Consider the following 22,681-nt stretch of genomic DNA (forward strand, 5'->3'; position numbering starts at 1 on the left):
GTCGCATGGACAGACCATGCGACCCCTCCCAGGCCTAGCATCGAACGATGTCTGACCGCCTGCGCTTGAACGCCCCGCTGCCCAGCCTCGATGCCTGGGTGGAAGCCTTTGCGAAGGCCGAGATTCCCGTGCTGACCGAGACGGCCGAGGCGTTGGAGCAGATGCGCGCGACGGAAGACGACGTGGATGCCAACGGCCTGGGCGAAATGATCGCCACGGACCCGCTGATGTCGCTGAAGGTGCTGGCGCTGGCCAGCGAGCTCAAACGCAGCCGCAGCGCCGGCTTGCGGGCCGCGCCCGAGACGGTGACGGCGGCGTTGGTGCTGATGGGCATCACGCCCTTCTTCCGCGCCTTCGGCCCGCAGCCGACGATGGAGGAGGTGCTGGCTGGTCACGACGAGGCGCTGCTAGGCCTGTCGCGCGTCATGCAGCGCGCCGAACGTGCATCACGCTACGCGCTGGCGTTCGCGGCCCACCGGGCCGACCCGGACGCCGCCGTCATCCACAGCGCCGCGCTGCTCCACGACTTTGCCGAGATGCTGCTCTGGGCGCACGCACCCGACCTGGCCTTGCAGATCACCACGCTGCAGGAGGCCGACCGTGCGCTGCGCAGCAGTGTGGCGCAACGCCAGGTGCTGGGCATTGAGCTGGCCGACCTGGAGCAGGCGCTGATGAAGCGCTGGCAGCTGCCCGAGCTGCTGATGCGCATCACCGGGAACAAACACGAGCGCGACCCGCAGGTGCGCTGCGTGCACCTGGCCGTGCGGCTGGCGCGGCACACGGCCCGGGGCTGGGACGACGCGGCCGTGCCGGACGACCTGCACGACATCGCTGAACTGTTGAACCTCAGCCAAGCCCACGCCCTCAAGCTACTTCACGAATTCGACTGACGGCGGCGGTAGACCGCCACCAGGCCGAGCCCGCCGAGCAGCAGTGCGGCGCTCGCCGGCTCCGGCACGGTCGTGATCGTGGCGGTGAAGTTGGCGTTGTTGGGCGCGAAGTCCGAGATGGCGCCGACGCCTGCACTGGCAAAGGCGAGGTCGCGCGGCCACAGGTTGAAGGTGTAGTCCAGCTTGTTGGCGAAGCCGGTGCTCGGCAGCAGGCTGCCGCTCACAGCGGCGGTGATGGTCTTGCCGCTGATGGTGACGGCGCCGGGTGCCAGGTTGGTGCCGGCCACCGAGCCGGTACCGTCCGGGCGCACGAGGATGACGCGGTCAAATCGCACGCCGTCGAGGCCGAGACTGGCGCCGAAGCCGGCCGTGCCCGCGCCGCGGTTCACGCCCCAGACATAGACGCCGGTGGCCGTGCTGCCGACGTTGCCGTCCAGCGTCGCCTTCAGAAAGAAGGTATCGAGGCTTGCGTTGTAGAGGACGGTGGCGGCGACCACGTCGAGGTCGGCGCTGGCGCTGCTGCCGGCAAAGGTGGCGAGAAAGTCACCCTTGGGGTCGGTGATGCCGTCCAGCGCATGGCTGGCCAGTGGCAGGCCGAGGGCGAGAGCGGCGACGGTAGAGGCAAGAAGACGCATGCAGAACTCCTGGTGAGGTCGAAAGAAGAGGCCGGAAGGCCACGGTGGGGTTGACGAGTGACGGCGGCGGCTATTCCAGCCACCCCCTAGAAGTCGAGGCGCGTCCGTTCACCAGGCCACGCAGGCGTTCGCGGCCCCGCGACAAGCGCGACATGACCGTGCCGATGGGGATGTCCAGCGCCTCGGCGATCTCGGCGTAGGCCATGCCTTCGAGGGCGACGAGCAGCAGCACCTGGCACTGCTCATGGGGCAGCGCGGCCAGGGCGGCGTCGAGGTCGCGCAGCGCCAGGCGCTCGGCCTGGGAGGCGGCGACGGGGATGTCGGGCGGCTGCTCCAGGTCGACCAGATCGAGGCGGCCACGGCGCAGCGCGTCGACGTGCAGGTTGTGCATGATGCTGAACAGCCAGCCGCGCATGTCGCCCACGCCCCGCCACAGCCCGGCGCGCGTCCAGGCGCGCTCCAGCGTGTCTTGCACGAGGTCGTCGGCGTCCTCGCGGTTGCGGTGCAGCGCGCGGGCATAGCGGTTCAGGCGCGGCATCCAGCCCAGCAAGCCAAGCACCTCGCCGGGGTCGGGCGAAGTGGCGCGGGTCCGGTGCAGCAGCGGGGCGGTGGCCATGGCCGGTGAATCCCGGCCGGCCCCGCTGAGGTTCAAACCGCTAGACGGGAACCGCGGTCGTGTTCTTCAGACGCTCCAGCACGAAGCTGGTCTTGCAATCCTGCACGCTGGGGTGCATCAACAGCGTGTCGCTGATGAAGCGGGCGTAGTGCTGCATGTCCTGCACCAGCACGCGCAGCAGGTAGTCCATCTCGCCGGTCAGCGCGGCGCATTCGACGACCTCTGGCCAGGTCTGCACGGCGGCGCGAAAGAGGTCGCGCGGGTTGCGCAGCGGGCTCTCGGTCTGCTTCTCCAGCCTCACGTTGAGGTAGGCCGTCAGGCCCAGGCCGATGCGCTCCGGTGCCACCAGCGCGACGTAGCTGGCGATGACGCCAACCTCCTCCAGCCGGCGCACCCGTCGCAGCACGGCGGACGACGACAGGCCAGCTTCAGCGGCGAGCGCGTCGTAGGTCAAGCGGCCATCGGCCTGCAGGGCCCGCAGGATGCGGCGGTCGATGGCATCCAGATCGATGGCGGCGTCCATTCCCAGCCTCACGCAGTTTTCATGCGCCGAATTCTCTCCCGGCGCCTGACATTGCATGAAACATGCGCGCCTTGCGCCGCAAAATTTTCGGCCTCAAACGCATTTTTCGCGAGGCAAGCATGGCCAAGTTCACTCCATGGGACAACCCGATGGGAACCGACGGTTTCGAGTTCATCGAGTTCGCGGCGCCTGACCCGGCGGGCCTCGGCGCGCTGTTCAGGACGATGGGCTTTGCGGCCGTGGCCCGCCATCGGCACAAGAACGTGACGCTCTACCGCCAGGGCGGCGTCAACTTCATCATCAACGCCGAGAGCGACTCGTTCGCGCAGCGCTTCGCGCGCCTGCATGGCCCGTCGATCTGCGCCATCGCCTTCCGCGTGCAGGACGCCGGCCACGCCTACAAGCGCGCGCTCGAACTGGGCGCCTGGGGCTTCGACAACAAGGCCGGCCCGATGGAGCTGAACATCCCGGCCATCAAGGGCATCGGCGACTCGCTGATCTATTTCGTCGACCGCTGGCAGGGCAAGGGCGGCGCGACCTCCGGCGCCATCGGCAACATCAGCATCTACGACGTCGACTTCGTGCCCGTGCTGGACGCGCAAGGACAGCCGGTCGACTCCAACCCGGTGGGCCACGGCCTGACCGAGATCGACCACCTGACGCACAACGTCTTCCGTGGCCGCATGAAGGAATGGTCGGAGTTCTACGAGCGCTTCTTCGACTTCCGCGAGGTGCGCTACTTCGACATCGAAGGCAAGCTGACCGGCCTCAAGTCCAAGGCCATGACCAGCCCCTGCGGCAAGATCCGCATCCCGATCAACGAGAGCAGCGACGACAAGAGCCAGATCGCCGAGTACCTGGACCTGTATCACGGCGAGGGCATCCAGCACGTGGCGCTGGGCACGACGGACATCTACCGCTCCGTCGAGGGCATGAAGGGCACGGGCGTGGCCTTCCAGGACACCATCGAGACCTACTTCGACCTGATCGACAAGCGCCTGCCGGGCCACGGGGAGAACCTCGCCGAACTGCGCCGCTTGCGCATCCTCATCGACGGCGCCACGCACATGGGTGTGGACGACGAACTGCTGCTGCAGATCTTCACGAAGGAAGTGATCGGCCCGATCTTCTTCGAGCTGATTCAGCGCAAGGGCAACGAGGGCTTCGGCGAAGGCAACTTCAAGGCGCTGTTCGAGAGCATCGAGCTGGATCAGATCCGGCGCGGCGTGCTGAAGGACGAATCCGTCAGGGCCGTCTGAAGACACCGCCACGCCGCGTCCGAGTGGACAAGGCCCATGTGGCCCACGCCATCCACGCGGTGCGCGCGTGATCCCGGCAGGATGGCCGTCTCGGCCGGGTTGACGATCTGGTCACACGGCGTCCAGAAGCAGTCGACATCCGTCACCGCCGGCAACTCCGCCAGCCAGGGGCTGCGCAGGCGCATCTGCTTCGCGTTGCGCCCCTGCCCGAAGCGCGCCATGCGCGTGCCACCGTGCGGCGAGCCCAGCGTGATGACGCGCGGCGGCGCCGCATGCCCGGTGCCGTACTTGCGCCACCAGGCCCGCAGCGCGAGGCCACCCATGCTGTGCGCGCACAGCACCGGCGTGCGGCCGGTTAGCGCCTCCAGCTTGCGCACGCCGGCCTCGATCTCGTCGGCATAGGCATCGATGCTGCCGAAGGCCGGCTCCATGGACGGCGCGACAAAAGCCGTGCCCTGCGCGCGCAGCTTTTTCATCCAGCCGTTCCAACGCCCGCGGTTGCAACCGAAGCCGTGCACGAGCAGCACGCCGGTCTGCGCGCCCGCCGGCAGGTGATCGGCCTCAGCCCACTCGCGCCAGGGCTGGCGCCACGAGAACGCCAGTTCGCTGGCGACGACCTCATGGCCCCAGGCACGCAAGAGCTGACCCCAGCCCGGCGCCGGCCGGTTGACCCAGCGGAGCTGCACAAAGCCCAGCGCCAGCACGGCGGCGTGCGCGCCCAGCGTCAACAGGCCCCAGCCCCAGCCGAAGCGCCAGCCGACGAGCAGCGCCACCGCCAGCCGCAGCAACACCCAGATCCTCTGCAATCGCGCATTCATGGGCTGAGTGTAGGAAGGCAAAATCGGCACGACCAATGGATGCCCTCAGCGCCGAATCCCTGCTGACCGAACTGCGTGCCGTGGACGCCGAGCGCGCCCGCCGCGCCGCCGATCCCGAACTGGCGGCGCGCGTGCAGGCCCTCAAGGCCTACCAGCAGCGGCGCTTCGCCGCGACCTATGCCGACCTGCTCGCCAACCCACGCTACGAGGCGGCCACGCGCTTCTTCCTGCACGAGCTCTACGGCCCCGGCGACTACCGCCAGCGCGACGCCCAGTTCGCCCGCGTCGTGCCGGCGCTGACCCGGCTTTTCCCGCAAGAGGTGGTCGACACCGTCGCCAAACTGGCGCGGCTGCATGCGTTGTCTGAACGGCTGGACACGCGCATGGGCGAGCACCTGATGTCGGCCGGCATCACGGCCGCGGAATACGCCATCGCCTGGCGCGCCTGCGACGGCCCGGACGCACGCCGGCTGCAGGTCGAGCTGACGATGGCCGTTGGCGAATCCCTCGACAAGCTCACGCGCCGGCCGCTGCTGCGCCAATCGCTGCGGCTGATGCGCGGCCCGGCGCAGATGGCGGGCCTGGGTGCGCTGCAGAGCTTTCTTGAAACCGGCTTCGACACCTTCCGCGCGATGCGCGGCGCGGCCGAGTTCCTGTCCACTGTGCGACACCGCGAGGACACACTCGCAAGCGCTTTGTTTCGAGGAGATGCCTCCGTGCTAGGGCAACTCCCCTAGCTTGATGTAACCGGCAGTCCCACCATCGCTGGCTTCACGCGAAGCAGCCAAAAGCCGATAAAGGGCCCGCCGATGACCGCCGTTCTTGCTGAAGTCCCCCAAGTGACATCCCGCGCCAAGCCCTGGCTGGCCAGCTATCCGGCCGGTGTGCCGGCGCAGATCGACACGGGCGCCTACCGCTCGCTGGTGGACCTGCTCAACGAAGCCTTCCGCACCCATGCCCGGCGCGACGCGGCCATCTGCATGGGCCAGCGCATGCGCTTCGACGAGATGGACCAGCTCTCGACGCAGCTCGGCGCCTGGCTGCAGGCGCAGGGGCTGAAACCGGGCGACCGCGTCGCCATCATGATGCCCAACCTGCTGCAGTACGGCGTGGCCATTGCGGCCATCCTGCGCGCGGGCTTCGTCGTCGTGAACGTGAACCCGCTGTACACGCCGCGCGAGCTGGAGCACCAGCTCAAGGACTCCGGCGCGCGCGCCATCATCGTGCTGGAGAACTTCGCGCACACGCTGGCGGAGGTCATCGACGCGACCGACGTGCACCACGTCATCCTTGCGTCCATGGGCGACCTGCTGAACTGGTGGAAGGGCCCGCTGATCAACTTCGCCGTGCGCCACCTAAAGAAGATGGTGCCGGAGTTCCGCCTGCAGCTGATGACCAAGGGCGGCGAAGGCCGCACCGTCGTGCGTTTCAACGAGGCGTTGAGCCACGGCGACCGCCTGCACCTGAAGAAGCCCGAGCTGGGCCCGGAAGACGTCGCCTTCCTGCAGTACACCGGCGGCACGACCGGCGTGTCCAAGGGCGCCACGCTGCTGCACCGGAACATCGTCGCCAACATCCTGCAGGTCGAGACCTGGTTCCAGCCGATGCTGGCCAAGGTGCCTGGCTATCACGACGGCAACGTGCAGTTCACCAACGTCTGCGCGCTGCCGCTGTATCACATCTACGCGCTGACGGCCTGCTTCATGCTCGGCGCGCGCATGGGCCACCTCAACGTGCTGGTGCCCAACCCGCGCGACATCCCCGGCTTCATCGAGACGCTGCGCGGCCACAAGATCCACATCTTCCCGGCCGTCAACACGCTGTTCAATGCATTGGCCGCCGAGCCGGGCTTCTCACGGCTGGACTTCTCCGAGCTCGTCATCTCCAACGGTGGCGGCATGGCCGTGCAGCAGGCCACGGCCGAGAAGTGGCTCAAGGTCACAGGTTGCCCGGTGGTAGAGGGCTACGGCCTGTCCGAGACCGCACCGGCTGCCACCATCAACCCGCTGGACCTGCGCGTCTTCAACGGCAGCATCGGCCTGCCCATCCCGTCCACCGAGATCACCATCCGCGATGACGACGGGCAAGACCTGCCCCTGGGCGAGCGCGGCGAGATCTGCATCCGCGGCCCGCAGGTCATGGCCGGCTACTGGAAGCGCCCCGACGAGACCGCCAACGTGATGTGCGCCGACGGCTTCTTCAAGAGCGGTGACATCGGCATCATGGACGAGCGCGGCTACGTGCGCATCGTCGACCGCAAGAAGGACATGATCCTGGTCAGCGGCTTCAACGTCTACCCGACCGAGATCGAGCAGGTCGTCAACATGCTCCCGGGCGTGCTGGAGTGCGCCGCCATCGGTGTACCGGACGCCAAGTCCGGCGAGGCGGTCAAGCTGTTCGTCGTCAAGAACGACCCGGCGCTCGCCGAGGAAGACCTGGCCAGCTACTGCGCCCAGCAGATGACGGCCTACAAGCGGCCCAAGTTCATCGAGTTCCGCGACGAACTGCCCAAGAGCAACGTCGGCAAGATCCTGCGCCGCGAGCTGCGCACGCCGACCACCTGAGCAGGCTCTCTAGCCAGTTGGGGACAGAGCTACTCGCTGCGCTCGATCGGTCTGTCCCGCAAAGCCTTTAAAAGGGGTTGTTCTTCGCGCGGGTCAGCGCCAGCACGCCGATGCGCTGCTGCGCGGTCGGGCCCAGCAGCGTGTCCCCGGCCCACAGCCAGGTTGGCGTCGCGTCAGCCTTCAGCGTTTCCGTCGTGCAGTCCTGCGGCGCGATCTCGCTGCGGCAGGCCGCCTGCGTCACGTCGGAGTAGCCGAAGGCGCCGGGGAAGCGGGCGATCTGCTGGATGGTTTCGTCCACCAGCACCAGGCCGATCAGGCGGCCGTCGTTGATCAGGTTCAGGCGCATCGAGATATTGAAGGCCGCGCTGAGTTGGTCCAGGAACGCGGCGCGGTCGATGTCGGTCTGCTGCTCCCTCTCCTTCCAGCCGAAGGGCGTCAGGCCCACGTCGGGGATGGTGGCCACCAGCACGCGGCCGTTGGCATTGGCGATGCGGTTGGCCTGCTCGGCCAGCAGCTTGCCGCGCGCCTTGGCTTCATTGATCAGCGAATCCTTGCTGACCGCCGGGAACTGGCGGTAAAGCTCCAGGATGTCGTTCACGCCGACCATCATGCTCACCAGGTCCTTGGGACCGAAGCGGTCGTTGGACAGATGCTGGTCGATCTTGTCGCGCACGTCGGCCACCTTGACGCCGGCGGCGGCGTACATGATGCCCTGGGGCAGCACGACGAAATCGGTGTTGCACTGGGAGAAGACGAAGTTGAAGCCGCTGGCCAGCACCTGCGTCCAGACCGGGTTGGCCCGGCACTCGATCTGCCGCGTGTCGGGGTTGAGCCCGTTGATCGTGTACTTCTTGCCACTCTGCAGGATGGCGCCGCTTTCGTCGCCGAAGGCAATGAGGCGCGTCGGTGCGAAGGGCTCGATTTGCGAGGTGCCGCCGCCGCCGCAGCCGGCGATCAGGGCCGCAGCCGCCAGCGCGGTCAGGGCCAGGCCGCGCTTGAATTTCAGGGAGACAACTCGGTGCATGACGATCAATTCAGGGCAGGAACAAAACTTCAATCGGTGAAAGCGGCCGCAGCTCGGCTGAGCCGGTCGCGTACGCCATCCCAGGCGGAATCGCGCGGAGGCGACTCGACCCAGATCTCCCGGGCGCCGGCTGTGTCCAGCGCCCGCAACACAGCAAACAACTCGTGGGCTACCGCCGCCGCGTTGGCCGGCTGGGCTCGCCATTCACAGGCCAACCCGGCCGGCGGCTGGGCGCGTGAATATACCGCCACCCCTTCGAGGCCCCCGCTGGCGGCCGCCGTAGCCAGACGTAAAGAAAGCCCGGCAGCGTCCAGCAGGCGCAGGCGCGCACTCGGCGCATAGTGCGCAGCCAGCGTGCCCGAGGCCTTGGGCGCATCGATATCGGGCTCGGCGAGCGGCTCGCCCAAGGCGGCCTCGATGCTTGCCCGGCTCAACAGGCCGGGGCGCAGCAGCGCGGGTCGCTCGCGGCTGCAGTCGACGATGCTGGACTCGATGCCCACCTCGCAGGCGCCGCCGTCCAGCACCATCAGCTCGGGCCCGAATTCCTCGACGACATGGCGGGCCAGCGTCGGGCTGACGCGGCCGAAGCGGTTGGCGCTGGGCGCGGCCACGCCGTTGACGCCCAGCTCGCGAGCCGCCGCCAGCACGGCGCGGGCGACCGGGTGAGCCGGCGCACGCAGCGCGATGGTGGCGTGCCCGCCCGCCGCGCTGGCGGCGACGCCGGGCTGGCGCGGCACGATGACGGTCAGCGGGCCGGGCCAGAAGGCGTCCATCAAGCGGCGCGCCGTGGCGGGCAGGTGATCGGCGAACAGCTCGGCCCCGGCCGCGTCGAGCACGTGGACGATCAGCGGGTGATCGCTCGGCCGGCCCTTGGCGGCAAAGATCTTGGCCACGGCGGCGTCGCTGTCCGCGCGCGCCGCGAGGCCATAGACCGTCTCAGTGGGCAGGCCCAGCAGCTCGCCGTCCGCCAGGCGCCGCGCGGCGGCCTGGATGGCGTCAGGGTCGTTGCCGGGGAAGAGCAACATCAGAAGTCTGTGGGTAGACCCAGGATGACGGCGGCCTGCACGGCCACGTCGTGCGCTGCGGCTGGCGTCTCGGCCGTGATGTTCAGGTGGCCCATCTTGCGGCCATGGCGCGCCTCGGCCTTGCCGTAGAGGTGCAGGTGCGTGCCCGGCAGCGCCAGCACGCGGTCCCAGGCCGGCGGCGTGGGGCCACCGTCCACGTTGAACCACAGGTCGCCCAGCAGGTTCAGCATGACCGAGGCCGAATGCTGGCGCGGCACCGGCAGCGGCAGGCCGGCCAGCGCCCTCACCTGCAGCTCGAACTGCGAGACGTCGGCGCCGTTCATCGTCCAGTGGCCGGAGTTGTGCGGGCGCGGCGCCATCTCGTTGACGACGAGGCGGCCGTCTTCCAGCCAGAAAAACTCCACGCACAGCACACCGACGTAATTCAGCGTCTGGGCCACCTGGCGGGCGGCGCCAATGGCCAGCTTGGCCACCTCGGCGGGTACGTCCGGCGCGGGCACCTCGGTGACTGCCAGAATGCCGCCGCGGTGCAAATTCTGCTGCACGGGGAAGTTGACGAGCTGCCCGTCCGCACCGCGCGCGACCAGCACGCTCAGCTCGATCTTCAACGGCAGCAGTTGCTCCAGCACGCAGGGCACGCGCTTCAGCCCTTGCCAAGCGTCTGCCAGCTCGGCGGCGGTGGACACGCGCACCTGGCCCTTGCCGTCATAGCCCATGCGCAAGGTCTTCAGGATGCCGGGCAGCAGCGCCGGATCTATGGCGGCGAGTTCGATGTCGTTGGTAATGACGGCGTGCGGCGCACAAGGGACGCCTGCGGCTTCGAAATGCGCCTTCTCGATGGCCCGGTCCTGGCAGACGGCGACCGACGCCGCTGCCGGCGCGACGACGCGCATGCCGGCCAGCGTCTCCAGCGCCAAGGCCGGCACATTCTCGAACTCGGTCGTGATGGCGTCGCAGTCGCGCGCCAGCTGGGCCAGGCCGAAGGAATCGAGGTAGTCGGCCTTCACATGCTTCTCGGCCACCGAACCGGCCGGGCTGATCGCGTCTGGGTCCAGCACGATGCAGCGGTAGCCTAGGGCCTGGGCGGCGTGAACAAACATGCGGCCCAATTGGCCGCCGCCGAGAACGCCCAGAGTGGCGACCCCGGGAAGAAGCGCGCTCAACGCAGGTCCTCGGTCATCGCCTGCGCCACGGCCGTCTGGCGGGCACGGAAGGCGTCTAGCTTCTCCAGCAACGCCGCATCGCCCGTCGCCAGCATCGCCACCGCGAACAAGGCCGCGTTGGCCGCGCCGGCATTGCCAATGGCGAATGTCGCGACCGGGATGCCCTTGGGCATTTGCACGATGGAGTGGAGCGAGTCGACGCCCTGTAGGTGCCGGCTGGCCACCGGCACGCCCAGCACGGGCACCGTTGTCTTGGCGGCCAGCATGCCCGGCAGATGGGCCGCGCCGCCGGCGCCGGCGATGACGGCCTTCAGGCCCCGGCCGGCCGCCGCTTCGGCATACGCGAACATCTCGTCCGGCATGCGGTGGGCCGATACGACCCGCGCTTCAAAGGCGATGCCGAACTCGGTCAGAATCTCGGCGGCTAGCTTCATCGTTTCCCAGTCACTGCTGGAGCCCATGACGATGCCGATGACGGCATCCGGGTTCAAAGGGGCTGACGTGGACAAAGCGCGCTCCGAGGCTCAGGAAAGCCTTGAATTGTAGAAGCCGAGGCTCAACCTCCCGCTCGGGCCCAATCTCCTGTCCGCCATGATCGACATCAATCTCCAGAACTTCCAAGCCGAACTCATCAATGCCTCCCAGACCCAGCCCGTGCTGCTGGACATCTGGGCGCCCTGGTGCGGCCCCTGCCGCACGCTCGGCCCCATCCTGGAGAAGCTGGAGACGGCCTACGCCGGCCGCTTCGCGTTGGCCAAGCTGAACAGCGACGAGGTGCCCGAGATCGCCACGCAGCTCAGCGAGATGTTCGGCGTGCGCTCCATTCCCTTTTGCGTGATGTTCGTGGGCGGGCAGCCGGTGGACGGCTTCGTCGGCGCCATTCCCGAGGCCCAGATCCGCGAGTTCCTGGACAAGCATGTGCCGCCCGGCGAGGAACTGGCAGCCGAGGAGGACGTTGGCAGCGCTGACGACCTGATGGCCGAGGGGGACCTCGAAGCGGCTTTGACGAAGCTCGCCCATGCCGTCGAGGCCGACCCATCCAACGACACGGCTCGCTTCGACTACGTGAAGGCACTGCTGGAGCTGGGTCTCGTGGCCGAAGCCCGCGAGGCCTTCGCGCCTGTCGCCGCCAAGGCGGCCGACACGCTGGTGCCCTCGCCGCGCCTTGCCGCGCTGGCCAGTTGGCTGACCGCCTGCGAGGCCGCAGCCTCGGCGGACCCGGCCGCGCTGCAAGCCGCCATCGTCGCCAACAAGCGCGACTTCGAATCCCGCTTTGCGCTGGCCCAAAGCCATCTGGCAGGGCAGCGCTTCGCCGAGGCGATGGACGAACTGCTGGAAATCATCATGCGCGACAAGGCCTGGAACGGCGAGGCTGCGCGCAAGACCTACGTCGCCATCCTGGAACTGCTCGCCAAGCCGGCGCCCAAGCCAGCCGCCGAGGCCAAGGGCGGCGCGCTGGAACTCACCGGCAAGGCGACCGTCGTGCAGAGCGACCCGTTGATCGACCAGTACCGGCGCAAGTTGTCGATGGCGTTGTTCTAGGAGCCTATCGGGCGTTGGGTCGGATGCGACTGACCCAACGCCCATCGTCGCTTAAGGCACGCCACCCTGGCTGTTCCGCAGCTCCCGCAGCTTCACGCACTCGGCATCGTTGCGGAACTGCGATTTCTCGCACTGCCGATCGATACACCAGGCGCGGGCCAGCAGTATGCGGCGACCGCAGGCTTCGCCGGGCGTGCGGGGTTCTGGCGCGACGGCGGCTGGGGAAGGCGTGACCTGTGCGGGCGTGGCGGTTGCCGAGGCCGCCGGCTCGGGAGCGGCGAACACGGGGCTGCGCGGCATGGGGCGGAAGTCGCCGGCCTTCTCGGTGACGATGGGCTTGAGGGCGCCGCCGTCGCGGCGCGTCAGGGCAGGCGCGGAGGCTGCGGCTGGCACCGGGCGCGTGGTCGGGGGCACGGCTTTAGGCAGCAGGGCCGATGCCGCTGGCACCGGGGCCGAGGCAGCTTCGACCACCACCGGCGCGCTTGCGGGTGCCGCGGCAGCAGATGCGGGCACGGCAGGCGCCGACGCAGACGGGGCGGCCGAGGCAACCATCGACACCGGCGGCGGTGCGTGCTTGGCCACGTTGTCGCGCAGTTGCGCCACAAAGAGGCCCAGCAGCACGAGGGCCAGCACGCCAGCAGCGACAAGCACCAGCGGTTTGGGCCGGCCACGGGCAGCAGCAGAGACAGGCGCAAGGGCCGGCACGAGGGTCGTGTGCAGCATCTCCTCGGGCAAGGCCTGCACGGTGTCGACGAACTCAATGTCGAGCGCTTCAGCGGGCTCGGCCGGCGGGGGTGGTGGCGCTGCCCGCGCCGGACGCGCAGGAGCGGCCTGGGCCGGGGGCACACTCGCGCGGCCCGCGATGACTTCGCGCCAGGCGGCCACGTTTTGCGGGCGCTGGTGCGGTGGCACACGCAGGCCCCAGTCCATCGCGGCGAGGAAGGCCGGCGAGTAGCCGTCGACGGCGAGCGGCGCCAGCTCGTCGCCCATGGCACGCGCGGTGCAGGGAGGCGGCGGGCGGCCGGTCAACAGGTCATGCATGACGGCGGCCAGCGCGTAGAAATCGGTCCAGGGACCCTGCTTCAGGCTGGCAGCCTCGGCGTATTGCTCGATGGGCGCAAAGCTGGGCTTGAGGATGGCCGTGAAGACCTGCGTACGGTCGCCGATGGCCTGGCGGGCGGCGCCGAAGTCCAGCAGGATGGGCGTGCTGCCGTCGGCGGGCAAAAAGATGTTGTCGGGTGCGACATCGCGGTGCCAGACGTTCTGGGCGTGCAGCGCCTCCAGGCCGCCCAGCACGGCGTCGAAGACGCGCCGCGCCCAGGCCTCCGTCGGCGGTGTGGCCAGCGCGCGACGGGCCTCGCGGAGGTTCTGGCCAACAAGGCGCGGCATGGCCATGTAGGCGGTGCCGTTGGCCTCCCAGAAACGGTAGACCTTGAGCAACGAGGGGTGGTCGAAGCGGGCCAGCAGGCGCGCCTCGTTGACGAAGCTGCGGCGACCCAGCTCGAAGGTGTCGCGCATGGACAAGGAGCGTACCGACACCTGCGAGCGCCCGTCGCGCTGCGCGAACTGGCTGGGCATGTACTCCTTGATCGCGACCTCGCGTTCCAGCGAATGGTCGCGCGCGAGGTAGACGATGCCGAAACCGCCGACGCCCAGGGTGCCAAGGATTTCAAGCTCGCCAAAGCGGGTGCCCTTGGGCAAGGCCAGCAGGGCGTGGTCGGCGTCGTCGTCGGGAGCGGCGGTCATGGCGCGCGAGAGTACCGCAGCCTTGGCTGGGCAACAGCCCGAAAACCCGGGCTTACGGTGGCTTCTAGCGCGTTCACCGTGGCGGAGTGCCCAGACCAGCCGCCGTCAGCCGCTCGGCCCAGTGGCGCCGCTGGGCGGCATCTTGCACCCAGGATACCGTTGCCGCCTCCGCTTCGCGGGCGGCCAGCGCCTCTTCACCCAGCTTGGCGTACACCTGGGCGAGGCGGGCGTGCAGCACGGCACACTCGTCGAGGTCACAGTAGGCGGCGTCCTCGGCCAGCACCTCCACGGCGGCCTGGTCAGCCAGCGCACGGGCACGCAGGGGCTCGCCGGTGTTGGCCCAGCACCAGGCGAGATCTGCCAGGAGGCTGTAGCCGACCCGGGCGAGGCCGCTTGACATGGCAGTGGGCAGGTGGGCTTCGAGCAGGCGGGCCGCGGCGGCAAAGTCGCCCCGCATCGTGAGCAATTGGGCGCGCAGCAGCGGCGTCAGGTCGGCTCGCGCGGAGCCACCAACGGCGCCGTCAAAGTTTCCGATGGAATCGACACCTAGCATTACGGCCGGCGCCTCGCCAGGCGCTCCGGCTAGGGCCGCATGGCGGATGCGTAGGGCACGCATCTGCATCTGGTTGTAGAGCAGGGCAGCAAGGCTGGCATCGTCACCCTCGGTTGTGGCACCGCGACGGCCCCAGGCATACCAATGCGCTGCTGCGGCCTGATTTTCCGACAGGTCCCAGGCCATGCCAAGCGCGGATGCAACACGACATGATGCGGCGGGATCGGCATGCGCGGCCAGCACAGCGGTAGCGTGACCGACAAGCTGGTCGATGTCTCGGTCGACAAAGGCCATCTGCGCAAGCCAGGCATCGCAGAGGGTCTGCAGGGTGTTAAGACCTACAGCGTTAGCCATCACCCGGGCACGACGCACACGCTCGCAGGCACCGCCGCCAAATGCGCCAAAATACGCCACCAACCCTTCCGCCAAATGCAACCAAGCAGCCAGCTCGATGCGCGGGTTGGCAAGGGCGCTGGCCTGCAGCCGGTTCAGCTCCGCGCGGGCCTCGGCTTCGCGGCCGTGGCGTAGCCACAGGATGGCGCGCTGAACTTGCAGCACGGCGCAGCGCGCCGGCATGGCGGCCGTCGCGGCGATTTCGCCGTCCAGCCTTTGTGCCAACCGGCTGCGCAGCTGGACGTTCATGCCGTCAGACGCTGCAAGGCTTCTTCGTACTTCTGCGCTGTCCTGGCGACAACTTCAGGCGGCAGCGCCGGCGCCGGCGCGGTCTTGCCCCAGGGCAGGCCGTCAACGGTAGCCTGCTCCAGCCAGTCGCGTACGAACTGCTTGTCGTAGCTCGGTGGGTTGCTGCCCGGTGCGTAGCTCTCGACCGGCCAGTAGCGCGAGGAGTCAGGCGTCAGCACTTCGTCCATCAGCGTCAACGTACCGTCGGCATCCAGGCCGAACTCGAACTTGGTGTCGGCAATGATGATGCCCTGGGTCAGCGCGAAGTCTGCGGCGCGCTGGTAGAGCTGGATGGAGATGTCGCGCAGGCGGGTGGCGAGATCGCTGCCGATGAGGGCTGCGGCCTGCTCGAAGGAAATGTTTTCGTCATGGTCGCCCATCTCGGCCTTGGTGGCGGGCGTGAAGATCGGCGCGGGCAGCTTGTCGGCGTTACGCAGGCCGGCCGGCAAAGCCACGCCGCAGACGCTGCCGCTGTGCTGGTACTCGGCCCAGCCGCTGCCGGCCAGATAGCCGCGCACGACGGCTTCGATGGGCAGCGGGCTGAGGCGCTTGACCAGCATCGAGCGGCCTTCGACCTGCTCACGCTCCGCCGCCGTGACGACCGACAGCGGGTCCTCGCCGGTCAGGTGGTTCGGCACGATGCCCTGCAGCTTGTCGAACCAGAACAAAGCCATGCGGGTCAGCAGCGCCCCCTTGCCAGGGATGGGCTCGCCCATGATGACGTCGAAGGCAGAGAGCCGGTCGCTGGCGACCATCAGGATGCGGTCCTCGCCGACGGCGTAGTTCTCGCGCACCTTGCCGCGACCGAGCAAAGGCAGCGACGTGAGGGAGGACTGGAGCAGGGCTTGAGGCATGGTGAAAGTGCTGCGGCGAGCGCAGCCGGGGCGGAAAGCGGCGGATTTTAGGAGGCGACGAAGTCCCGCACCTGCCGCGCGAAGCGCGTCACCTCGATGGGCTTGGCCAGATAGCCGTCGAAACCGGCGGCACAAAAGCGCGCCTCGTCGCCCCGCATGGCGTGCGCGGTGAAGGCGATGACGGGCACGCCGGCCAGCCGGGCGTCGGCCTTGAACTCGCGCGCGAGGCTGAGGCCGTCCACGCCGGGCAACTGGATATCTAGCAGGATGAGATCGGGCTGTCGCGCCCGCAAAGCCACACGCGCCGATTCGGCATCTCCCGCGCGCAGCACCTCCATGCCGTCGGCTTCCAGCACGCATTCGGCCAGCAGCAGATTGACCTCGTGGTCGTCCACGACCAGGATGCACAGAGCGTCCATCTCAGTCATCCATTCCGCATTCGCGGCGCCCGCGATGCATGAAAAACGGGTATTCGGGCCGAGCGCCGGGCCGCTCCCAAGCCGGCCCGCGTTGGCGATGTGCTTGCGGCTCGACGCCGCAAGCATCGCCGTCCCCTCGGGGGACCGGCCAAGGTACGCCTTGGACGAGGGGCTTTATTTCAGGCTTCACGGGCGGGCACCACCCGGGCTTGTTCACGCGCCCAGTGCAGCAGGGCGTCCCGCACCTGACCCAGCGAGCCGGCATCACCCTTGCCAGCAATCACCTGGGCGGATGCAGCGAGCCGCGCCAGTTCCTCCGGTGTCAGCGTCATCGCGGTCCAGATCACCACGGGCAGCCCGGCCAGCAGCGAGTTGCCGCGCAGCCGGTGCAAGACCTGGAAGCCATCCATGCCGGGCATCATCAGGTCCAGCACGACCGCCGACGCGGCGTGGCTGGCCAGCCAGTCCAGCGCAGCCGGCCCGCCGTCCATCGCGACGGCATCCACACCCACCTGAGCCAGGGACTCGCACATCAGGTCACGCGCCGAAGCCTCGTCGTCGACAACCAGGACCGTGAAACGCCCACCGCCCGCCGGCCGCAGCGGCGCGAGCACGCGCTCCAGCTCGGCGCGGTCCAGCGGTTTGGTCAGCACGTCGGCCACCAGGAAGGCCACCTCCGCAGACGTGTCGGCGCCAAAGCCCAGGGCCTTGACGGGGGAGTCGCGCGAGGCACCCGCCGCACGCACGTCGGCCAGCATGGACAGCCCAGGCGAATCCGGCAGCGCCAGATCCAGCGCCAGGCCGCTGTAATGGCGCACCCGCGTCAGCTGCACGACCTGGGCGGCACTGGCGGCGGTGTCGGTATCGAAGCCGGCATGGGTCAGCTCACGCGCGAGGTGGTCGCGCCAGGGGTGGGCATGCAAGGCGACCAGCAGGCGCGCGTCGTCAGCGACCGGCTCGCCCTCGCCCTCGCCCTCAGCATCGAGCGGCACGGCATGGCGCGGCAGCACCGCGTAAAAGCAGCTGCCCTCGCCGGGCTCGCTGTAGACGCCGACCCGCCCGCCCTGCGCCTCGACGAGGCGACGCGTCAGCGACAGGCCCAGGCCGGTGCCCTGGTGGCGCTTGGCCAGCCCGTCATCGAGTTGCTGAAACTCCACGAAGAGCCGCGCAAGGTCGCCCGCCTGGATGCCGATGCCGCTGTCCTGCACCTCGACCCGCCAGCGTTGCTGGCCCTCGCCCGTGGCGCGCACCTCGATGCGACCGCCGGGTTCGGTGAACTTGATCGCGTTGGACAGGTAGTTCAGCAGCACCTGCTTGAGACGCGCAGCGTCCACATGCACATGGTGCAGTTCGGGCGCAATGCTGGACACCAGCGTCAACCCGCGCTGCTCGGCCAGCAGCGCCACCGTGGCCATCAGCTCGTCCACCAGCACCGACAGGTCCAGCGTCTCGGGCCGGAACGTCAGCTTGCCGGCTTCGATCTTGGACAGGTCGAGCACGTCGTTGATCATCTGCAGCAGGTGGCGGCCGCTGTTGGAGATGTGCTGCAGTGCCGCCGGGTAGCGTGGCGAATCGACCGGGATAACGCCTGCCGCGAGCAGTTCCGAGAAGCCGATGACGGCGTTGAGCGGTGTGCGCAGTTCGTGAGACATATTGGCCAGGAACTGACTCTTGAGCCGGTTCGACTCCTGCACGCGGCGGTTCTCGGCTTCCAGCCAGATCGTCTGCTGACGCGCCTGCTCGGCCGTGCGCATCGCCGTGACCTCCGCAACGATGCCCACGACGCGCGCCGGCCCGTTGTCGTCGCGTGCCACCCGCGCGTCCATGCGCAGCCAGTGCAGGCTGGCATCGGGCCAGACGACTCGGAACTCGGCATGCCAGGGCGTGCTGTGGTCGCGCAGCGCGCTCAACGCGGCGCCCACCTCGCGCCGGTCTTCTGCCTGCACCACCTCAAGCATCTGCTCGCAACCCCAGTCGGCCGGCGCGGCAGCATCCAGGCCGAAACATTGATCGAAGCGGCGCGAGCGGTGCACCTGGCCGCCATCAAGTTCGAGCTCCCAGTCGCCCAAAGCGGCGGACTCCAGCGCGAAGCGCAGCCGCGCCTCGCTTTGCCGCAGGGCCACCTCGATCTGGCGCTGGTGCGTCAGGTCCCGTGCCGACTTGACGCCGCCGATAAGCTGGCCGGCAGCGTCCCGTAACGGCGACACCTGTGCCGAGATGTCGACGCGACGGCCGTCCTTGGTGAGCCGCACCGTCCGGAAAGGCGGCACCTGCCGCCCCTGGGCCAGTTCGGACAGGATGTGCTGCTCCTCGGCCTCGCGCTCGGGCGGCACCAGCATCAGCACGGACTGGCCGACGGCCTCGGCCGCGCTGTAGCCGAACATCCGCTCCGCTGCCGCGTTCCAGTTGGTGATGCGCCCGTCGGGGGACTTGACGATGATCGCGTCCGCCGACGACTCGACGACCGCCGCCAGCCGCCTGACTTCGGCCTCGGCCTGGGTCAGCGCGCCGATGTCGCGGAACACGATGCTGACGCCGCGTGCGCGGCCGTCGGCATGGCGGGTCAGCCCGGCATGCAACTCGACCGGCGTGCGGCGCCCGTCGCGGGCGACGCAGGTGACCTGCTGGCGCCGCAGGCCGTCGCGTTCACGCTCGGCCACCACGTCCACCGGGTTGCGCGTGCGCATTGCACCCGGCTGGTCGACGCGCTCAAACACCTCCCACACCTCGCGCCCCAGCGCCTCGGCGGCCGGCCAACCCGTCAGCTGCTCGGCCACCGCGTTCATGCGGGTCACGCGCCCCTCGCCATCGGTGGTGATGAAGCCGGCGTCGATGCTGGCCAGCGTGGCGGCCAGGCTCTGCTCGGCCTCGAGCAGGTCATCTTCGGCATCGTGACGGCGGCCGGCCTCCGCATGCAGCTTGCTCAGCGCCTCGCTGAACTCATGCATCGACGGGATGGCCAGCAAGCGGGGCAGCAGGCGCCAGGCGACACAGGCGGTCAGTACCGACGCGATGGCCGTCACCACCTTGCCGGCGGCTTGCACGCCGTAGTCGGGCCGCCAGATCGTCCACACGTCGAGCACGTGGGTGGCGCCGCAGGCCAGGATGAAGCTGCCGAACAACACGGCCAGGCCGCCGAAGTTCAGCTGCGGCCGCTGGCGCGCATAGGCGAGTATCAGCAGGGGGATGGAGAAATAGGCCAGCGCGATCGCGAGATCGGCGCCCACCATGGTCCACAACAAGCCGGGCGACCACTGGAAACAGTAGCCGTGAGGCAGGAAACCCGAGCGGGCCGCCAGGCCGGTGAGCGCATCCATCTTTGTCCCCCGTGGGGCCCTGACTTCGAGCGCCCTGTCGGACGATTGTGCACTTCGCTAACGTTCTTGTGACCGTTACGCGGGTCAGCGCACCGGCGGCTGCGAGAAGCCCACGTACCTCGCCAGAAAGCGCTCCCGGCCTTCGCGCTCGAAGGCCTGCACGTCCCAGTCGCCGGGCAGCAGCCGGGCCGCCTGCTCGGCACGGAAGCGGTAGACCCAGGCCGTCTCGGTGCGCCCGTCCGCCAGCGCCACGGGCACCTGCACGCGCTCGTAGTCGGCGCCCTCGAAGGCATCGAGTCGGGTCCACATCACGGGGTCCAGGCCACGGTAGAGCCGCCCGTCCACGACGCCGCCGTCGACCGGGCACAGACCGGGGTAGTCCTCGCCCTGCACCGGGTGGCGGCGGTGGCCGTGCAGCCGCGCGGGCTCGCACGCCAGCTCATGCCCGCAGACGCGGGCCATGATGTCGGCCCACATCAGCGAGCCGTAGGTGAAGCAGTGGTTGGGCATAAAACTGGCCTCAGAGCGGTGGCGAGTTGGGCACCACTGCCGCCGCGCAGGCGCCAACCTCAGGCTCGCCGATGGTCACGGCCTTGCGGCTGTCGAACTGCGCGCCAATGGGCACCGGGTTCGCCACGTTCGCCAAGGTGGCTCGCAACGTCAAAATGGAAACTCGAACATGTCGTCCATGGCCGCCTGATCGCGCCGCACAGCCTTGATCCATGCCTTGACGCCCGCGCGGTCGCCGCCGAGCTGGCGCAGGTCGCGCTGCAGCTCGTGGACATCGGCCTGCGCACCGCCCTGGAGGCTGCGCAGCAGCAGGCCCAGCCGCGAGGGGCTCAGGGGCTCGAAGGGATCGAGCTCGAAGCCATGGGCGAAGGCCTCCTGGCGGGCCTGCAACGTCTGCTTCAACTCTTGGAGTTGCTCGGCCAGCAGGCCGTTGAGCTGGCGCGCGCGCTGGCTGGTGACACGGGCGAGGTCGGCGCCGCTGATCTGCTCGATCTCCAGTTGCAGGGCGAGCAGGGCGAGCAGGTCGTCGGCTGCGTAGGCCTGGTTGACGCGCTGCATGCGCTCGGTGCGGATGTCTCGGTCGGCGTCGTCGCTGGCGCGGTCGGGATGGAGGGCTGCGGCGAGCTTGCGAAAGACCTCGCGCACCGATTGGCGGACGGCGTCGGCGTCGGCCTTCTCGCGCTCGGCGCGGGCCAGGGCCGCCTTGCCGAGCTTGCGCGGCGGCTGCGGCGCGGCGGCCTGGGCCTGGGCCTGGGCGCTCTCGGCCATGCGGGCCCGGGCGCGGGCCGCCAGCTCTTCGGGCGACCCGGCCGGCTCGTCGCCCAGATCCAGCCCGGTGGCCTGCTCGAACAGCGCCTTGAACTCCTGCGCGGCCTCGCGGTTCGCCGCGTCGATGCTGATATCGGCATGGCGGTCGTGCAGCGCGCAACATTCGTCGCGCTCGGCATCGGTGAGGGCCTCGTGCTCGCTCAGCTCAAAGGCATTCGCCACCAGCAGGCGGGTGAGCAACTCGCGCTCGGTGGCCGTCCAGCCTTTGGTCTGCATCACCAGGGCATCAAGCTGGCGCACCAGGCGCAGGCGCAGCCGGCTGATGTCACCGTGCAGCGGCTGCACCAGCTGGGCGTGGGCAGTGCCGAAGAGGCCCGCCTCGGTGTCCCAGCGCGCAAGGGTTTTCTTGGCGGTTTCGATCTGCGCCAGCAGGCGGTTGAATTTCTTCTGGTGCGGGTCCAGCGCGGTGTCGGCGGCGGGCGCCAATAACGGGATGACTTGCGTTTTCATGGGGCCGGATGGTAGAGCCACCCGGCCCGACAGGTGCTGGCGTTAGCGCACCTGCTGCGCCAGCTCGCCGCGCGCGTAGGCGGCGGCGATGTCGACCGGCGTGCGGCTCTTGATCTTGCCGGCCTGGCCTTCGCAGCCGAACTCCATGTAGCGCTGCTTGGCGATGACCTTGGCGGCTTCGCGGGCCGGCTTGAGCCATTCACGGGCGTCGAACTTGTCGGGGTTCTCGTGCAGGAACTTGCGCACCGCGCCCGTCATCGCCAGGCGGATGTCGGTGTCGATGTTGATCTTGCGCACGCCGTGCTTGATGGCTTCCTGGATCTCCTCGATGGGCACGCCGAAGGTCTCCTTCATCTTGCCGCCGTACTGGTTGATGATGGCCAGCAGGTCCTGCGGCACGCTGGACGAGCCGTGCATGACGAGGTGCGTATTGGGGATGCGCGCGTGAATCTCCTTCACGCGGCCGATGGCCAGGATGTCGCCCGTGGGCTTGCGGCTGAACTTGTAGGCGCCGTGGCTGGTGCCGATGGCGATGGCCAGCGCGTCGAGCTGCGTGGCCTTGACGAAGGTGGCGGCCTCCTCGGGGTCGGTCAGCATCTGGGAATGGTCCAGCTTGCCTTCAGCGCCGACGCCGTCTTCCTCGCCGGCTTCACCGGTTTCCAGATTGCCCAGGCAGCCCAGTTCGCCTTCGACGGTGACGCCGACCAGGTGCGCCATCTCGACGACCTTGCGGGTCACTTCCGTGTTGTATTCAAACGAGGCCGGCGTCTTGCCGTCTTCCAGCAGCGAGCCGTCCATCATCACGGAGCCAAAGCCCAGGTCGATGGCGCCGGCACAGATCTTGGGGCTGGTGCCGTGATCCTGGTGCATGACCAGCGGGATGTGCGGGTAGGCCTCGCAGGCGGCCTGGATCAGGTGCTTGATGAAGGGCTCACCCGCGTACTTGCGGGCGCCTGCACTGGCCTGCAGGATGACGGGTGCGCCGACCTCGTCGGCCGCGGCCATGATGGCCTGCACCTGCTCCAGGTTGTTGACGTTGAAGGCTGGGATGCCGTAGCCGCGTTCGGCGGCGTGGTCCAGCAACTGGCGCATGGAAACGAGAGGCATGGGAAATTCCCGGTGAAGTTGAGAAATCTGGGCCGACTGCGGTACGCACCCTAGGCCGTAACCGCTTCGTAACTCGTTGGGGATTCTATGGACAGTGCCGGGCTGTCGGGCATGCCCCACCCCCATGGATGAGAGTAATCAGCACAATGCGCGCTCA

22 protein-coding genes are annotated in these 22,681 nt (G+C 68.8%); 5 read left to right on the forward strand and 17 right to left on the reverse strand.

Features of this window, described 5'->3' with window-relative positions; translation table 11 throughout:
* Positions 1-47: 47 nt before the first annotated feature.
* Positions 48-890, forward strand: a complete 843-nt coding sequence (locus ABIS05_RS21400; protein WP_348014115.1) for an HDOD domain-containing protein — start codon at positions 48-50, stop codon at positions 888-890.
* Here the strand turns inward: ABIS05_RS21400 and ABIS05_RS21405 are convergent.
* From ABIS05_RS21405 to ABIS05_RS21415, 3 genes are all read right to left on the reverse strand, one after another.
* Positions 875-1,525 carry a PEP-CTERM sorting domain-containing protein gene (locus ABIS05_RS21405; RefSeq protein WP_348014116.1) on the reverse strand — a complete coding sequence of 217 codons (651 nt, stop codon included), beginning with the start codon at positions 1,523-1,525 and terminating at the stop codon, positions 875-877. The two genes, ABIS05_RS21400 and ABIS05_RS21405, sit on opposite strands and share 16 nt — an antisense overlap.
* 70 nt (positions 1,526-1,595) lie before the next feature.
* Positions 1,596-2,063 carry a sigma-70 family RNA polymerase sigma factor gene (locus ABIS05_RS21410; RefSeq protein ID WP_348014145.1) on the reverse strand — a complete coding sequence of 156 codons (468 nt, stop codon included), beginning with the start codon at positions 2,061-2,063 and terminating at the stop codon, positions 1,596-1,598.
* 118 nt (positions 2,064-2,181) lie between these two features.
* Positions 2,182-2,664 carry an Lrp/AsnC family transcriptional regulator gene (locus tag ABIS05_RS21415; protein WP_348014117.1) on the reverse strand — a complete coding sequence of 161 codons (483 nt, stop codon included), beginning with the start codon at positions 2,662-2,664 and terminating at the stop codon, positions 2,182-2,184.
* A gap of 119 nt (positions 2,665-2,783) precedes the next feature.
* Here ABIS05_RS21415 and hppD point away from each other — a divergent pair, with 119 nt between their 5' ends.
* Positions 2,784-3,923, forward strand: a complete 1,140-nt coding sequence (gene hppD / locus ABIS05_RS21420; RefSeq protein ID WP_348014118.1) for a 4-hydroxyphenylpyruvate dioxygenase — start codon at positions 2,784-2,786, stop codon at positions 3,921-3,923.
* On the opposite strand, the gene ABIS05_RS21425 is transcribed toward hppD, so the two are convergent.
* Positions 3,875-4,741: an alpha/beta fold hydrolase gene (locus ABIS05_RS21425; RefSeq protein WP_348014119.1), complete on the reverse strand. Its 867-nt coding sequence runs from the start codon at positions 4,739-4,741 to the stop codon at positions 3,875-3,877. The two genes, hppD and ABIS05_RS21425, sit on opposite strands and share 49 nt — an antisense overlap.
* A gap of 35 nt (positions 4,742-4,776) precedes the next feature.
* On the opposite strand from ABIS05_RS21425, the gene ABIS05_RS21430 reads away from it, so the two are divergent.
* Together ABIS05_RS21430 and ABIS05_RS21435 are read left to right on the forward strand one after the other, a co-directional pair.
* On the forward strand, positions 4,777-5,478 hold the full coding sequence (locus tag ABIS05_RS21430) for an FFLEELY motif protein (protein WP_348014120.1): 702 nt from the start codon (positions 4,777-4,779) through the stop codon (positions 5,476-5,478).
* A gap of 72 nt (positions 5,479-5,550) precedes the next feature.
* Positions 5,551-7,305: a long-chain-fatty-acid--CoA ligase gene (locus ABIS05_RS21435; protein ID WP_348014121.1), complete on the forward strand. Its 1,755-nt coding sequence runs from the start codon at positions 5,551-5,553 to the stop codon at positions 7,303-7,305.
* A gap of 67 nt (positions 7,306-7,372) precedes the next feature.
* On the opposite strand, the gene ABIS05_RS21440 is transcribed toward ABIS05_RS21435, so the two are convergent.
* The 4 genes from ABIS05_RS21440 to purE are packed head-to-tail and all read right to left on the reverse strand — an operon-like array spanning position 7,373 to position 10,978.
* The gene (locus ABIS05_RS21440) at positions 7,373-8,329 is read right to left on the reverse strand and encodes an esterase (protein WP_348014122.1); all 957 of its coding nucleotides are present in this window, start codon (positions 8,327-8,329) and stop codon (positions 7,373-7,375) included.
* Between the two features lie 29 nt (positions 8,330-8,358).
* Positions 8,359-9,354, reverse strand: a complete 996-nt coding sequence (locus ABIS05_RS21445) for an L-threonylcarbamoyladenylate synthase (RefSeq protein WP_348014123.1) — start codon at positions 9,352-9,354, stop codon at positions 8,359-8,361.
* On the reverse strand, positions 9,354-10,454 hold the full coding sequence (locus tag ABIS05_RS21450) for a 5-(carboxyamino)imidazole ribonucleotide synthase (protein WP_407074907.1): 1,101 nt from the start codon (positions 10,452-10,454) through the stop codon (positions 9,354-9,356). The genes ABIS05_RS21445 and ABIS05_RS21450 overlap by 1 nt, the downstream gene beginning before the upstream one ends.
* Before the next feature lie 59 nt (positions 10,455-10,513).
* Positions 10,514-10,978, reverse strand: coding sequence for a 5-(carboxyamino)imidazole ribonucleotide mutase (purE, locus tag ABIS05_RS21455; protein WP_348014146.1), 465 nt, complete (start codon positions 10,976-10,978; stop codon positions 10,514-10,516).
* A 130-nt stretch (positions 10,979-11,108) separates the two neighbouring features.
* Between purE and ABIS05_RS21460 the strand changes: the two genes are divergently transcribed.
* Entirely contained in the window at positions 11,109-12,059 is a 951-nt protein-coding gene (locus ABIS05_RS21460; protein ID WP_348014125.1) for a tetratricopeptide repeat protein, read from the forward strand.
* Between the two features lie 51 nt (positions 12,060-12,110).
* Here the strand turns inward: ABIS05_RS21460 and ABIS05_RS21465 are convergent, their stop codons facing one another.
* The 9 genes from ABIS05_RS21465 to fba all read right to left on the reverse strand — a co-directional run bounded on the left by ABIS05_RS21465 (position 12,111) and on the right by fba (position 22,524).
* Positions 12,111-13,805 (reverse strand): serine/threonine-protein kinase, encoded by a 1,695-nt coding sequence (locus ABIS05_RS21465; RefSeq protein WP_348014126.1) that lies wholly within the window; start codon positions 13,803-13,805, stop codon positions 12,111-12,113.
* 73 nt (positions 13,806-13,878) lie between these two features.
* Positions 13,879-15,000: a hypothetical protein gene (locus tag ABIS05_RS21470; RefSeq protein ID WP_348014127.1), complete on the reverse strand. Its 1,122-nt coding sequence runs from the start codon at positions 14,998-15,000 to the stop codon at positions 13,879-13,881.
* Positions 14,997-15,893, reverse strand: a complete 897-nt coding sequence (locus tag ABIS05_RS21475; RefSeq protein ID WP_348014128.1) for a phosphoribosylaminoimidazolesuccinocarboxamide synthase — start codon at positions 15,891-15,893, stop codon at positions 14,997-14,999. Before ABIS05_RS21475 ends, ABIS05_RS21470 begins: the two co-directional genes overlap by 4 nt.
* Positions 15,894-15,940: 47 nt before the next feature.
* Positions 15,941-16,312, reverse strand: coding sequence for a response regulator (locus ABIS05_RS21480; protein WP_348014129.1), 372 nt, complete (start codon positions 16,310-16,312; stop codon positions 15,941-15,943).
* 179 nt (positions 16,313-16,491) lie between these two features.
* On the reverse strand, positions 16,492-19,629 hold the full coding sequence (locus ABIS05_RS21485; protein ID WP_348014130.1) for a PAS domain S-box protein: 3,138 nt from the start codon (positions 19,627-19,629) through the stop codon (positions 16,492-16,494).
* Between the two features lie 84 nt (positions 19,630-19,713).
* Positions 19,714-20,139: a gamma-glutamylcyclotransferase family protein gene (locus tag ABIS05_RS21490; protein ID WP_348014131.1), complete on the reverse strand. Its 426-nt coding sequence runs from the start codon at positions 20,137-20,139 to the stop codon at positions 19,714-19,716.
* A gap of 10 nt (positions 20,140-20,149) precedes the next feature.
* The gene (locus tag ABIS05_RS21495) at positions 20,150-20,275 is read right to left on the reverse strand and encodes a hypothetical protein (RefSeq protein WP_348063327.1); all 126 of its coding nucleotides are present in this window, start codon (positions 20,273-20,275) and stop codon (positions 20,150-20,152) included.
* A gap of 14 nt (positions 20,276-20,289) precedes the next feature.
* A complete protein-coding gene (locus ABIS05_RS21500) occupies positions 20,290-21,417 on the reverse strand; it encodes a hypothetical protein (RefSeq protein ID WP_348014133.1) in 1,128 nt (375 codons plus the stop codon).
* 42 nt (positions 21,418-21,459) lie between these two features.
* Positions 21,460-22,524, reverse strand: coding sequence for a class II fructose-bisphosphate aldolase (gene fba, locus ABIS05_RS21505; protein ID WP_348014134.1), 1,065 nt, complete (start codon positions 22,522-22,524; stop codon positions 21,460-21,462).
* Positions 22,525-22,681: the final 157 nt, after the last annotated feature.

Origin of the sequence: Roseateles sp., from assembly GCF_039929605.1 — a bacterium.
In the GTDB taxonomy this organism is placed as follows: Bacteria; Pseudomonadota; Gammaproteobacteria; order Burkholderiales; family Burkholderiaceae_C; genus Pelomonas.

Excerpts from the sequence above, each read along its gene's own strand:
- ABIS05_RS21440 (WP_348014122.1), bottom strand. The coding sequence starts at position 8,329 with ATGCACCGAGTTGTCTCCCTGAAATTCAAGCGCGGCCTGGCCCTGACC.
- purE (WP_348014146.1), bottom strand. The coding sequence starts at position 10,978 with ATGGGCTCCAGCAGTGACTGGGAAACGATGAAGCTAGCCGCCGAGATT.
- ABIS05_RS21415 (WP_348014117.1), bottom strand. The coding sequence starts at position 2,664 with ATGGACGCCGCCATCGATCTGGATGCCATCGACCGCCGCATCCTGCGG.
- ABIS05_RS21460 (WP_348014125.1), top strand. The coding sequence starts at position 11,109 with ATGATCGACATCAATCTCCAGAACTTCCAAGCCGAACTCATCAATGCC.
- ABIS05_RS21450 (WP_407074907.1), bottom strand. The coding sequence starts at position 10,454 with ATGTTTGTTCACGCCGCCCAGGCCCTAGGCTACCGCTGCATCGTGCTG.
- ABIS05_RS21410 (WP_348014145.1), bottom strand. The coding sequence starts at position 2,063 with ATGCCGCGCCTGAACCGCTATGCCCGCGCGCTGCACCGCAACCGCGAG.
- ABIS05_RS21400 (WP_348014115.1), top strand. The coding sequence starts at position 48 with ATGTCTGACCGCCTGCGCTTGAACGCCCCGCTGCCCAGCCTCGATGCC.
- ABIS05_RS21430 (WP_348014120.1), top strand. The coding sequence starts at position 4,777 with ATGGATGCCCTCAGCGCCGAATCCCTGCTGACCGAACTGCGTGCCGTG.
- hppD (WP_348014118.1), top strand. The coding sequence starts at position 2,784 with ATGGCCAAGTTCACTCCATGGGACAACCCGATGGGAACCGACGGTTTC.
- ABIS05_RS21480 (WP_348014129.1), bottom strand. The coding sequence starts at position 16,312 with ATGGACGCTCTGTGCATCCTGGTCGTGGACGACCACGAGGTCAATCTG.
- ABIS05_RS21405 (WP_348014116.1), bottom strand. The coding sequence starts at position 1,525 with ATGCGTCTTCTTGCCTCTACCGTCGCCGCTCTCGCCCTCGGCCTGCCA.
- fba (WP_348014134.1), bottom strand. The coding sequence starts at position 22,524 with ATGCCTCTCGTTTCCATGCGCCAGTTGCTGGACCACGCCGCCGAACGC.
- ABIS05_RS21475 (WP_348014128.1), bottom strand. The coding sequence starts at position 15,893 with ATGCCTCAAGCCCTGCTCCAGTCCTCCCTCACGTCGCTGCCTTTGCTC.
- ABIS05_RS21470 (WP_348014127.1), bottom strand. The coding sequence starts at position 15,000 with ATGAACGTCCAGCTGCGCAGCCGGTTGGCACAAAGGCTGGACGGCGAA.
- ABIS05_RS21445 (WP_348014123.1), bottom strand. The coding sequence starts at position 9,354 with ATGTTGCTCTTCCCCGGCAACGACCCTGACGCCATCCAGGCCGCCGCG.
- ABIS05_RS21425 (WP_348014119.1), bottom strand. The coding sequence starts at position 4,741 with ATGAATGCGCGATTGCAGAGGATCTGGGTGTTGCTGCGGCTGGCGGTG.
- ABIS05_RS21465 (WP_348014126.1), bottom strand. The coding sequence starts at position 13,805 with ATGACCGCCGCTCCCGACGACGACGCCGACCACGCCCTGCTGGCCTTG.
- ABIS05_RS21485 (WP_348014130.1), bottom strand. The coding sequence starts at position 19,629 with ATGGATGCGCTCACCGGCCTGGCGGCCCGCTCGGGTTTCCTGCCTCAC.
- ABIS05_RS21500 (WP_348014133.1), bottom strand. The coding sequence starts at position 21,417 with ATGAAAACGCAAGTCATCCCGTTATTGGCGCCCGCCGCCGACACCGCG.
- ABIS05_RS21435 (WP_348014121.1), top strand. The coding sequence starts at position 5,551 with ATGACCGCCGTTCTTGCTGAAGTCCCCCAAGTGACATCCCGCGCCAAG.
- ABIS05_RS21490 (WP_348014131.1), bottom strand. The coding sequence starts at position 20,139 with ATGCCCAACCACTGCTTCACCTACGGCTCGCTGATGTGGGCCGACATC.